Below are 13374 nucleotides of genomic sequence, written 5' to 3' on the forward strand. Positions count from 1 at the left end.
CAGGCGGGTCAGGACGCGCCGAGTTCGTGATCGAGCAGGTCGAACAGTTCGTCCGCGGTGGCCGACTCCAGCGAGTCGTCGGCCTCGGCGGCGGGCTCGCCGGTCCACGTCGCCAGCAGCGTGCGCAGGCGCGCGGTGACCCCGGCGCGGTCCCCGTTCGCCGGGGCGGCGGTGGCCAGCAGCGCTTCGAGCCGGTCGAGTCCGGCGTGCACCGACGCGGTGGTGGCCACCCCTTCGGCGGGCAGTTCGGCCGCGAGGTGCCCGGCGAGCGCGGCCGGGTTGGGGTGGTCGAACACCACCGTCGTCGAGAGTTTCAGCCCGCTCAGCGCGCACAGCTGGTTGCGCAGTTCGACCGCGCTGAGCGAATCCATCCCGAGTTCGACGAAGCCCTTGCCCGGATCGATCGCCCCGGCGCCCGCGTGGCCGAGCGCGGCGGCGACCTGCTCGCGCACGACCTCCAGCACCGCGTCGTCGCGTTCGGCTCCGGTCAGGCCCGCGAGCCTGTCCTGCAAAGCCGGACCGGTGGGGGCGGACGCGGCACGCCGGGAGGTCGTCCGTACCAGTCCGCGCAGCAACGGAGGCAGCATCGCGGGTTCCACGTCGCGGAGTGAGGACGGCGTCAGCGCCATCGGCAGGACCACCGGACCGGCACCCGACGCCGCGTCGAACAGGGCGAGCCCGGCTTCCGGGGTCAGCGCGGCGATACCGGTGCGGCCCATCCTGGCCAGGTCGGTGTCGCTCAGTTCGCCCGTCATGCCGCCGTCGGTCGCCCACAGTCCCCAGGCGAGCGACGTGGCCGGAAGCCCTTGAGAGTGGCGGTGGCGGGCGAGCGCGTCGAGGAACGCGTTGGCCGCCGCGTAGTTCGCCTGCCCGGGATTGCCGAACGTGGCCGACGCCGAGGAGAACAGCACGAATTCCTCGACGTCACCCGCCAGCTCGTGCAGGTTCAGCGCCGCGTCGACCTTCGGCCGCAGCACCTTCGCCAGCCGCTCCGGGGTCAGCGAATCGACCAGACCGTCGTCGAGTACGCCGGCCGTGTGCACGACGGCGGTCAGCTCGTGCCCGGCGAGGGCCGCTTCCAGCGCCGCGCGGTCGGCGACGTCGCAGGCCTCGACGGTGACGTCGGCACCCGCGGCCGTCAGGTCGGCCACCAGGTCCTTGGCGCCCTCGGCCTCCAGCCCGCGCCGGGAGACCAGCAGCAGCCGGGTCACGCCGCGCGCGGCCACCAGATGCCGGGCCACCAGCGCGCCGAGCGCTCCCGTACCGCCGGTGACCAGCACCGTCTTACCGGGATCGAGCGCGACCGGAGCGGCCGCGGCGGTCTTGCGGACCAGCCTCGGCGCGTATGCGACTCCGTTCTCCAGCCGGAGTTCGGGCTCGTCGGCCGACACCCGGACCGGATCCCCGGTGGTCTCGGCGATGCCGAACCGGCCAGGGTGTTCGGACGAGGCCGACCGGAACAGTCCCCGCACCGCGGCCCGGGCCAGATCGGCGCCGTCGGCCACCAGGACGAGCCGGTGCGCGTCGAGGCGTTCGTCGGCGAGCCAGTCCCGCACCTGGCGCAGCGCCCACGTGGTCGCGTCGCGCACCGCCTCGGCGGTCTCCCCGGACGGGCAGACCAGCAGCGCGACCTTGGGCGTCTTGGCGGCAAGCAGCGTCGCGACGTCCACATAGGACTCTCCAGCGCCGACCCTGACGTCCTCTGTGGACACTTCCTCGGCAGGCACCTCGGTCCACTCGACGTGGAACAGCGAACCGCTCCCCTGCCGGCTTCCCAGCTGCTCCGGCGAAATCCGGCGGAAGACCAGGGAATCGACCGTGACCACCGGAGCACCTTCGCCGTCGGCGAGCAGCAGCGAGATCGTGTCCGGAGCGGGCGAGGACAGCCGCACCCGCAACGTCCGCGCCCCGGTCGCGGCCAGCGAGACACCCGTCCACGTGAACGGGAGGAAAGGTCCCTCGCTGTCACCCTCCAGCCGAAGCTTCGACGCGTGCAGCGCGGCGTCCAGCAACGCGGGGTGGACACCGAAGCCTTCGGCGTCACGGGAGCGGTCCTCGGGCAGCGAAACCTCGGCGTAGACGTCGTCCCCGGCCTTCCACGCCGCGCGCAGGCCCTGGAACAACGGCCCGTACTCGAACCCGGTGCCGTCGAGCCGGTCGTAAAAGTCCTCGACCGGGATCTCGGTGCCGTCCGGCGGCCAGCTGTCCAGGCTTCCGGTCCCGGCGGGGATTCCGGTGGCCAGGAGGCCGGTGGCGTGCCGCGTCCACGGTTCCTCGTCGGCTGCGGCTCCGGGGCGGGAATGGATCTCGATCGTGCGCTCGCCGTCCTCGCTCGGCTCGCCGACGGTGACGTGCAGCCGGACGTCACCGCTTTCCGGCAGCGCCAGCGGGGCTTCCAGGGTCAGCTCGGTGACGGTTCCGCAGCCGGCGCGGTCACCGGCATGCAGTGCGAGGTCGACGAACGCGGTGCCGGGCAGCAGAGCCGTACCGAGCACGACGTGCTCCGCGAGCCACGGCTGAGTCCGCAGGGAAAGCCGTCCGGTGAACGAGATCCCGCTCCCGCCCGGCACCGGGACGGCCGCGCCGAGCAGCGCGTGCCCGGCCTCGCCGAGCCCGAACGCGGCCGCGTCGCCCGTGGTCGCGCCGGTGCTCGCCAGCCAGAAGTGCCGATGTTCGAAGGGATACGTGGGCAGCGTGACCCGGCTCACCTGGACGCCGTCGAACACACCCGCCCAGTCGATCCCGACGCCGTGGACGTGCAGGCGGCCGAGCGTGGTGGCCAGCGCGGCGACCTCGGGGCGCTCCCGGCGCAGGGTCGGGATCAGCACGGTGTCTTCGAGGAAGTCCTTGGCCATGGCGGAAAGGACGCCCTCCGGCCCGAGTTCGACGAAGGTGCGCACACCCTCGGCTTCGGCGAACCGGATCGCGTCGTGGAACCGCACCGCCTCGCGCACGTGCCGCACCCAGTACCCGGGTGTGGCGATTTCGGGATCGGGACGGCCGGTCACCGTGGACACGACCGGGATCCGTGGCTCGTTGAAGGAAAGCCCGGACACGACCCGGCGGAAGTCCGCGAGCATCGGTTCCATCAGCGGCGAGTGGAACGCGTGGCTGACCACGAGCCGCTTGTGCTTGCGGTCGGCGAACCGGTCCACGACAGCGGTGACGGCGTCCTCGTCCCCGGACAGCACCACCGCTTCCGGACCGTTGACCGCGGCGAGCGACACACGCTCGGTGAGCAGCGGCGTCACTTCGTCTTCGTTGGCCTGCAAGGCGATCATCACGCCGCGGGACGGCAGGGCACCCATGAGCCTGCCGCGCGCCTCGACCATCGTGGCCGCGTCGGGAAGCGACAGGACCCCGGCGAGGTGCGCGGCCGCGATCTCGCCGACCGAATGCCCGAGCAGCAGTGACGGCCGGACACCCCAGCTCTCCAGCAGCCGGAACAGCGCTACCTCGACGGCGAACAGGGCACACTGCGCGAACGCCGTTTCGTGCACACGCTCGGTTTCGAGCACTTCGCGCAACGAGACCCCGAGCTTCGGGTCCAGATGGGCGCACACCTCGTCGAACGCGGCGGCGAACACCGGGAAGCGGGCCGCGAGTTCGGCGCCCATCCCGGGTTTCTGGCTACCCTGCCCGGTGAACAGGAACCCCGGCGCCCCGGCGATGAGCACGCCGCGCAGCACCGCCGCGCTCGGCGTCCCCTCGGCGAGGAGGGCCAGTTCGCGCAGACGGTCCGGCCCGGTCACCGCGGCCCGGATCTCCAGTCCCGCGCGGGCGGTCGCCAGCGTGTAGGCGACGTCGGTGTCGTCTCCGGGGTGCTCTTCCAACCGCGCGTGCAGCCGGGAAGCTTGGGCCCGCAACGCTTCCTCGGTCTTGGCCGAGAGCACCCACGGCACCCACGTGTCCCCGGCGGCGGGCGGTGCCGCGCTCTCGGGGACCTCTTCGATCAGCGTGTGCACGTTGGTCCCGCTGACCCCGAACGAGGAGACACCCGCCCGGCGCGGACGTCCGGTGTCCGGCCAGTCCACCGGTTCGGTGAGCAGCCGGACGTCACCCGCCGTCCAGTCCACCTCCGTGGTCGGCGCGTCGACGTGCAACGTCCGCGGCAGGACACCGTGCCGGATCGCCTGCACCATCTTGATCACGCCCGCCACACCCGACGCCGACTGCGTGTGGCCCAGGTTCGACTTGACCGAACCTAGCCACAGCGGATGCTCGCGTTCCCCGCCGTACGCGGCGAGCAAGGCCTGTGCCTCGATCGGGTCGCCGAGGCTGGTTCCGGTGCCGTGCGCCTCGACGGCGTCCACATCGGACGGTGCGAAACCGGCGTTCGCGAGCGCCTGCCGGATCACCCGTTGCTGCGACGGCCCGTTCGGCGCGCTCAGCCCGTTCGAGGCGCCGTCCTGGTTCACGGCCGAACCGCGCACCAGCGCCAGTACGGGGTGCCCGAGGCGGCGCGCGTCGGAAAGCCTTTCCACCAAAAGGATCCCGGCGCCTTCGGACCACGCGGTGCCGTCGGCGGCGTCGGCGAAGGCTTTGCAGCGCCCGTCCGGCGCGAGCCCGCGCTGACGGCTGAACTCCACGAACGCCGCCGGGTTGGCCATCACGGTCACCCCGCCGGCCAGCGCCAGCGAACATTCGCCGCGCCGCAGCGCCTGGGCCGCGAGATGCAGTGCCACCAGCGAAGACGAGCACGCGGTGTCGATCGTCACCGCGGGGCCTTCCAGCCCGAAGGTGTAGGAGAGGCGGCCGGAGACGACGGCGGTGGCGGTTCCGGTGAGGAAGTAGCCCTCGGTGCCTTCGGGCGCGTCGGTGGCGTCCAGGCCGTAGTTCTGGAAGGAGGCGCCGACGAAGACGCCGGTCGCGCTCCCGCGCAGGGTCGCCGGGTCGATCCCGGCCCGTTCGAACGCCTCCCACGACGTCTCCAGCAACAGCCGCTGCTGCGGGTCCATCGCCAGCGCCTCACGCGGCGAGATCCCGAAGAACGCCGCGTCGAAACCGCCCGCGTCGTCGAGGAAGCCGCCTTCACGGGCGTACGTGGTGCCGAGGTGCGCGGGGTCCGGGTCGTAGAGCGCGTCGAGGTCCCAGCCGCGGTCGCCGGGGAAGGCGGCCATCGCGTCCCCGCCGTCCGCGACGAAGTCCCAGAACTTCTCCGGATCCGTGATCCCGCCGGGGAACCGGCAGCTCATCGCGACGATCGCGATCGGCTCGTCGTCGGTCACCACCGCCGCCGGCGCGGCTTGGGTCCCGGTGACGTCGCCGGTGAGTTCGGCGACGAGATGTCCCGCGAGCGCCGAGGCGGACGGATGGTCGAAGACCAGGGTCGCGGGCAGCCGCAGCCCGGTGGCGGCTGCCAGCCGGTCGCGGACCTCGACCGCGGTCAGGGAATCGAAACCGAGGTCGCGGAAGGCGCGGTCCGGCTCGACGGCGGCGGCGCCACCGTGGCCGAGGACGGCGGCGGCCTGCGCGCGGACCAGGTCGAGCACGATGCGGGCCCGGTCGGCTTCGGGAGCGGCGAGCAGTCCGGCGGCGAATTCGGAACCACCTTGTCCCGCGGTGTCGGCGGACAGCGCCTCGCGGACCTCGGGCAACGCGTCCAGCAGCGGCCGAGGCCGGGCGAGGGCGAATCCGGGAGCGAACCGCGCCCAGTCCACGTCGGCGACCGCGACGAAGGTCTCGTCGTGCGAAACGGCCTGGACGAGCGCGGACACGGCGAGCGCCGGGTCCATCGCGGCCAGCCCGAGGCGGCGCAAGCGGTCGACGTCGTCCTGGCCTGCCAGCCCGCTGCCGCCGCCCCACAGACCCCAAGCCACCGAGGTGGCGGGCAGTACCCGGGCACGACGGCGTTCGGCGAGCGCGTCCAAAGCGGCGTTCGCGGCGCCGTAGGCACCCTGTCCGGCGCCGCCCCAGACACCCGCGTTGGAGGAGAAGAGCACGAAGGCGTCCAGTTCAGTGCCTTCGAGGAGTTCGTCGAGGTGAGCGGCACCGCCCGCCTTGGCCGCGAGCGCGTCGGCGAGTTCCGCCGGGCCGGTCTCGGCGAGCGACGCGGTGGTCCCGACCCCCGCCGTGTGCACGACGGCGTTCGGCGGATACTCGGCCAGCACCGCGGCCAAGGCCTCGCGATCGGCGACGTCGCAGGCGGCAAAGGTCACCCGCGCACCGAGTCCGGCGAGGTCTTCGCGCAATTCCGCCGCACCCTCGGCCGCCGCCCCGCGCCTGCTGGTGAGCACCAGGTGTTCGGCGCCGTTCCCGGCGAGCCACCGCGCGACGTGGGCGGCCAGCGCACCGGTGCCGCCGGTGACCAGGACGGTCCCACGCGGCCGCCATTCCGGCGCGACGGCGTCCCCGAGCGGCGCCCGCACGAGCCGCCGCAGGTAGACCCCGGACGACCGGACGGCGACCTGGTCCTCGTGACCGGTGGCGAGCACCCCGGCGAGCCGGGCCGCGGCGCGTTCGTCGAGTTCTTCCGGGAGGTCGACGAGGCCGCCCCAGCGTTCGGGGTGTTCGAGACCGATCGCCCGGCCGAGACCCCACATCGCGGCCTGCGCGTTCGGGGACTCCGACCGGCCGACGGCGACCGCGCCGGAGGTGGCGATCCACAGTGGAGCGTCGAGGTCGGCGAGCTTGCGGACGAGGTCCGTGGTGGCGGCGAGCCCGGCGGGTACCACCGGGTGTTCCGGATGAGGCCGTTCGTCGAGTGCCAGCAGGGAAAGCACGCCATCGATCGGCTCGTGCGGCAGTTCGTCATCGGGGCCCGCGAGCAGGACACGGGCACCGAGCCGGGTGAGCGCCTCCGCGACGGGCGGCACCGGTCCGGGCGGGACGACCAGCAGCCACGTCCCGTCGAGGGTGGCCGCGGCCGCCCCGGTGGCCGGGCCCCAGTCGATCCGGTACCGCCAGCTGTCCACTGTGGACTTTTCGAGACCGGAACGGCGCCAGGCCGAGAGCGCGGGAAGCACCGCGTCCCAGGCCCCCTCCCCGGCGGGCACGGTGGCGTCGAGCGCGCCGGTGTCGGCCTGGTCGACGGCCGCCCAGAAGCGCAGCTCGGCCGCCGTCCCGCCCTGCCGGACGACGGCGGCGTCGAGCCAGTACGGCACCCGCTGGAAGGCGTAGGTGGGCAGGTCGACCCTGGTGGCAGTGGGCCACAACGCGGCCCAATCCGGACGGAGGCCGCGCACGTGTGCCTCGGCCAGCGACGTCAGGAACCGGCGGAGGCCGCCCTCGTCACGACGCAGCGAACCGAGCGCGACCGCGTGGGCGCCCCGTTCCTCGATGGTTTCGGTGACGCTACCGGTCAGCACCGGATGCGCGCTGGCTTCGACGAGGAACCGGTGACCGTCGTCGAGCAGCCGCCGGACGGACCGATCGAACCGGACGGTGGCCCGCAGGTTCCGGAACCAGTACTCCGGGGTCAGGCCCGCCGTGTCGAGGGGTTCCCCGGTCACCGCCGAGTAGAACGGCACCGTGGACGCGTGGTGCTCGACGCCGTCGAGAAGGCCGAGCAGTTCCTCGCGCAGGACGTCCACCTGCGGCGAATGCGAGGCGTAGTCCACCGGGATCCGGCGGGCACGAACGCCGTCGGCCTCGCAGGCGGCGACGAGCCCGTCGAGCGCCTCTGGGTCTCCGGAGACCACGACCGACGCGGGTCCGTTGACCGCGGCCACGGCGATCCGGTCGCCCCACTCGGTCAGCCGAGGGAGCACGTCGTCGCGGCCGAGGGCGACCGCGACCATGCCCCCGGCCCCGGAAAGCGCGAGGATGGCCTTGGCCCGCAAGGCGACGACCTTGGCGGCGTCGGCCAGCGACAGCGCGCCGGCCACGTACGCGGCGGCGATCTCACCCTGGCTGTGCCCGGTCACGGCGTCGGGTTCGACGCCGCACGCCCGCCACAGCGCCGCCAGTGACACATTGACCGCGAAAAGGGCGGGCTGGACGACGTCGACGCGCTCCAGCGCCGTCGCGTCGCCGAGCACGTCGGTGAGTTTCCAGTCCACAAAGGACGAAAGAGCTTGCTCGCACTCGAGCAGTGCGGTCCGGAAGACCGGCGAGGAGTCCTTGAGTTCCAGTGCCATCCCGGCCCATTGCGAGCCCTGCCCGGGAAAGACGAACGCGACCTTGCCCGGCGGCAAGGCGATACCTTCGACCAGCCCCGCCGCGGGTGCCCCAGCGGCCAACGCGTCGAGCGACGCGTCCGCTTCGGCCACGACGACGGCGCGGTATTCCAGCGCGGCACGGGACGTCGCGAGCGAGAAGGCGGTGTCGGTCAAGGAGTCCGTCAGGCGAAGGTGTTCACGCAGCCGGACGGACTGCGCGCGCAGAGCTTCGGCGCTCCGGGCGGACAGGACCAGCGGTGTCACCTCGTCGCCGACCGGCGATTCGCCGTCGCGTTCGGCGGGCTCGATCTCCGGCGCCTGTTCGACGATGACGTGCGCGTTGGTGCCGCTGACGCCGAACGAGGAGATCCCGGCGCGGCGCGGTTCCCCGGTTTCCGGCCACGGGCGGGTCTCGGTGAGCAGTTCGACCGCGCCCGCTTCCCAGTCCACTTTGGACGACGGACTGTCGATGTGCAGGGTCTTCGGGGCGACCCCGTGCCGGATCGCCTGGACCATCTTGATCACGCCGCCGACCCCGGCGGCCGCCTGCGTGTGCCCGACGTTCGACTTCAGCGAACCGAGCCACAGTGGACGGGCGCGCTTCTGCCCGTAGGCGGCGAGCAGGGCCTGCGCCTCGATCGGGTCGCCCAGGGTCGTCCCCGTGCCGTGCGCCTCGACGACGTCGACCTGGTGCGGCGCGAGTCCGGCGCTGTCGAGCGCCTGCCGGATCACCCGCTGCTGCGACGGGCCGTTCGGCGCGGTGAGCCCGCTGCTCGCGCCGTCCTGGTTGACCGCGGTGCCACGCACCACGGCGAGGACCGGATGCCCGTGCCGACGGGCGTCGGAAAGCCGCTCGAGCAGCAGGATCCCGGCGCCCTCGGCCCAGCCGGTGCCGTCGGCCGCGTCGGCGAAGGGTTTGCACCGGCCGTCGGGTGCCATCCCGCGCTGACGGCTGAACTCCACGAAGGTCTCCGGCGAGGCCATCACGGTCACCCCGCCCGCCAGCGCGAGCGTGGACTCGCCGCGCCGGAGCGACTCGGCGGCGAGATGCAGCGCGACCAGCGAAGACGAACACGCGGTGTCGATGGTGACGGCCGGGCCTTCGAGGCCGAAGGTGTAAGCGACCCGGCCGGAGGCGACGCTCCCGGCGCTGCCGTTGCCGAGATAGCCCTCGAACTCGCGCAGTTCCTCGGCGCGGGGGTCGAGCCTGGAGCCGTAGTCGTTGTACATCACCCCGGCGAATACGCCGGTCCGGCTGCCGCGCACGGAAAGCGGGTCGATCCCGGCGCGTTCGAAGGCCTCCCAGGCGGTCTCCAGCAGGAGGCGCTGCTGCGGGTCGACGGTGAGCGCCTCGCGCGGGCTGATGCCGAAGAACGCGGCGTCGAACTCGTGGGCGTCGTAGAGGAAGCCGCCCTCGCGCGTGTAGGTCTTGCCGTGCCGCGCGGGGTCGGGGTCGTAGAGGGCCTCGACGTCCCAGCCCCGGTCGGTGGGGAAGCCGCCGACCGCGTCGGTGCCCGCTGCCACGAGGTCCCACAGCTGCTCCGGCCCGCGGACGCCGCCCGGGTACCGGCAGGCCATCCCGATGATCGCGATCGGCTCGTGCTCCCGCGCCTCGGCCTCCCGCAGCCGGGCCCGGGTCCGATGCAGGTCGGCCGACACCCGCTTGAGGTAGTCGCGCAGCTTCTCCTCGTTCAGCATCAGTAGCCAACCTCTTCGCGCCGGGAAAAACGAAATGCCACTCGAAGAAAAGCTAGGTGAGCTGCGAAGAGGCGGACAACCCCTAGCCGCCCCTAGGCCCCCTTAGGGAAAAGGCGACGACCAGGGCTATTTCAGGGGTGAGGCGGACGCCGGGCGGGTGTCGCGAAAGCCACTTTCGAGACATGCGACGTCCCGAAAGTGGCTTTCGCGACATGCCGAGGCGAGCCGGTCGCCCAGATGGTGGCGAGGGCCTCCTTGCCTACCCTGAAGGTAGGGAAGGAGGCCTTCGCTACCCTGCCGACGCGGCTTTGGTGAGCCCCACCGCGTCGGGAGTGTTGCGAAAGCCACTTTCGCAACACCCGGCGACGACCCACTGAAATGACCATTACCGAATCAAGAAGGTTTAAGCACATTGTCGATGAAGGCGAACATTTCCTCGTCGTCCGCCGATTCGAGTTTCCCGTCGATTTCCCCGGCCGGGTCTTCCCCACCTTGGAGCGTGCCGAGAAGGGCGCGCAGCCGGGCGGCCAGCCGGGCCCGTTCGGCCTCTCCGGGGCCGGCCGCGGTCAGCGCGGCGGCGAACCGGTCGAGTTCGGCGTCGAGGCCCGGTCCGGCGGTCTCGGTGGCCAGTTCGGCCGCCAGGTAGGCCGCGAGCGCTCCGGCGTTGGGGCGGTCGAAGACGAGGGTGGGCGGCAACCGCAGTCCGGTCGCCTCGGCGAGCCGGTTGCGTAATTCCACCGCGGTCAGCGAGTCGAAGCCCAGTTCGAGGAATCCGCGGTCACCGGCGATCGCGTCGGCCGACTCGTGCCCGAGCACGGCCGCCACCCGGACGCGCACCACCTCCTCCAGCAGCCGGACGCGTTCGGCCTCCGGTTTCCCGGCGAGGTCGCGTTTCAGTGCCTCGGCCGTGCCCGCCGCCTCCCCTGCCCGTCGCGCGGGGACGCGCACCAGGCCGCGCAGCAGGGCGGGGATCTCGGTGGCCGGGCGGCCCCGGAAGGTGGTCAGGTCGATCTTGGCGGGGACGAGCAGCCCGTCCTCTCCTGCCACGGCGGCGTCGAACAGCGCCAGGCCTTCCTCCGTGGACAGCGCGGTGACACCCGCGCGGGCCATCCGGCGGACGTCGGTGTCGTCGAGTTCGCCGGTCAGCTTGCTGCGTTCCGCCCAGAATCCCCAGGCGAGGGACACGCCGGGCAGCCCCTCGGCACGACGCTGGAGCATGAGAGCGTCGGTGTAGGCGTTCGCCGCGGCGTAGCCCGCTTGCCCCGGGTTGCCGAACACGCCGGCCGCCGAGGAGAACGTGACGAACCGTCGGACCGGTCCGGCGAGTTCGTGCAGCACTCGGGCGCCGTCGGCCTTCGGGGCAAGCACGGTGCCGAGCCGCTCCGGGGTCAGGCCGTCGACGAGCCCGTCGTCGAGCACGGCCGCGGCGTGCACCACCGCGGTCACCGGATGGGCGGCCAGCAGCGCGCGCACCGCGTCCGGATCCGCGACGTCGCAGGCCGCGACGGTCACCTGGGTGCCCAGCTCCGCCAAGTCCGCGACCAGGTCTTCCGCGCCCGTGCCCGTCCGCCCGGTCAGCACGAGCCCGCGCACGCCGTGCCGGACGGCGAGGTGCCGGGCCAACGCCTGCCCGAGCCGTCCGGTGCCACCGGTGATCAGCACGACGTCGTCGGGCGTCCAGTCCGGTTCACCCGCGTCGGCGGCCGCCACCCGCACGAGGCGGGGTACCAGTGGTTTGCCGTCGTGGACGGCGACCTGCGCTTCCCCGGTCGCCAAAGCGGTGCGGACCTCGTCCTCGGTCCGCGCGTCGATCAGCACGAACCGGCCCGGATGCTCGGCCTGGGCCGATCGCACGAGACCCCAGACCGCGGCCGCCACCGGATCCGGTGACGCGCTCGCTACCGCGCCCGAAGTGAGCATGACGGTCGTGGCCGTCGAATCCGCCTGGATCCGCTTCAGGACCTCCTCCAGGACCGGCCGCAGTTCGCCTTCGGGGCAGCGCCACACCACCGGCTCTTCCGGCGCCTGCCCCATCGGAGCGGGGACCCAGTCGAGCCGGAACAGCGAATCCCGGTGGCGTCCGAGCTGGGCCGGGGAGATCGGGCGCAATCCCAGTTCCCCGACGGTCAGCACCGGGGCGCCGGTGTCGTCGGCCACGGTGAGCGAGCCCCCGTCGGCGGTCGGGGTGAGCCGGACCCGGAGTTTCGACGCGCCCGTGGCGTGGAGGGTCACGCCGGACCAGGTGAACGGCAGCCGCACGGTTTCGTCCTGGGCTCCGAGCCCGAGGGTGTGCAGGGCCGCGTCGAGCAGGGCCGGGTGCACGCCGAAGCGGTCCGCCGCCTCACCCGCGGGCAGGTCGACCTCGGCGAACACATCGTCGCCCTGGCGCCAAGCCGCGCGCAGCCCCTGGAACACCGGACCGTAGGCGAGGCCGAGTTCGGCGAAACGGTCGTAGAGATCGGACACCGGCACTTCGGCGGCGCCGGGTGGCGGCCACTCGGCGAGCGAAACCGTCGAGGGAGTGCCCGCGGACAGCGTGCCCTGGGCATTGCGGGTCCAGGGTTCGTCGGAGTCCTCCGGCCGCGAGTGCACGGACACAGCACGGCGGCCGCGCTCGTCGGGCTCCCCGAGCACGACCTGCAGTGCCATGGGCCCGTCGAGGACGAGCGGCGCTTCCAAAGTCAGTTCGTCGACGCCGTCGCAGCCTGCCTCCCGCCCCGCGCGCAGGACGAGCTCGACGAACGCCGTCCCCGGCAGGAGCACGGTGTCCAGGACGGCGTGGTCGGCGAGCCAGGGCTGGGTGTCCGGCGAGATCCGGCCGGTGAGGACGAGGCCGTCGCCGTCCGCGAACGGCAGGGCGGCGCCGAGCAGCGGGTGGTCGACCACCGTCTGCCCGAACGCCGACGCGTCCCCGCTCGAGGTGCCCGCTTCGAGCCAGAACCGCTTGTGCTGGAAGGCATACGTCGGCAGGTCGACCCGTTCGGCGGGCGGCAGCACGGCGGACCACGAGGGGCTCAATCCCTGCGTGTGGGCTTCGGCCAGCGACGTGACGAACCGCTCCGCACCACCCTCACCCCGACGCAAACTCCCCAACGCCACAGCATCCTCGCTGATCCCAGGAACCAGCACCGGATGCGGACTCACCTCCACGAAGAACCGGAACCCATCCTCCAGCAACCGATCCACCGTCCGAGCGAACTGCACCGTCCCCCGCAGATTCCGGAACCAATACCCAGCATCCAACTCCAGAGGCTCATCGGTCACCGTCGAATAAAACGGAATCACCGGCTCCTGCGGCGAAATACCCGCCAACGCCGACACCACATCCCGCTCGATCGCATCCACATGCGCCGAATGCGACGCGTAATCCACCGGAATCCGCTTCGCCCGCACACCCAGCAACTCACACCGCTTGACCAGCGCCTCCAAGCCCGCGATGTCACCCGACACCACCACCACAGACGGCCCGTTCACCGCCGCCACCGACACACCCTCCGGCAACAACTCCCGAACACGATCCTCCGAAGCAGCAACCGACACCATGCCACCACGACCAGACAACGCCAAAATCGCCCTA

General features: G+C 72.5%; 2 protein-coding genes. Both read right to left on the reverse strand.

Features of this window, described 5'->3' with window-relative positions; all coding sequences use genetic code 11:
• Positions 1-8: 8 nt before the first annotated feature.
• Entirely contained in the window at positions 9-9797 is a 9789-nt protein-coding gene (locus AVR91_RS42145) for a type I polyketide synthase (protein WP_063273083.1), read from the reverse strand.
• Positions 9798-10190: 393 nt separating this feature from the next.
• A complete protein-coding gene (locus AVR91_RS42150) occupies positions 10191-13364 on the reverse strand; it encodes a type I polyketide synthase (protein WP_228709495.1) in 3174 nt (1057 codons plus the stop codon).
• Positions 13365-13374: the final 10 nt, after the last annotated feature.

Origin of the sequence: Amycolatopsis keratiniphila subsp. keratiniphila (genome assembly GCF_001620365.2) — a bacterium.
Taxonomy (GTDB): Bacteria; Actinomycetota; Actinomycetes; order Mycobacteriales; family Pseudonocardiaceae; genus Amycolatopsis; species Amycolatopsis keratiniphila.

What these genes read in the sequence shown, in the direction of transcription:
- AVR91_RS42145 (WP_063273083.1), bottom strand. Translation starts at nt 9,797, where the DNA reads ATGCTGAACGAGGAGAAGCTGCGCGACTACCTCAAGCGGGTGTCGGCC.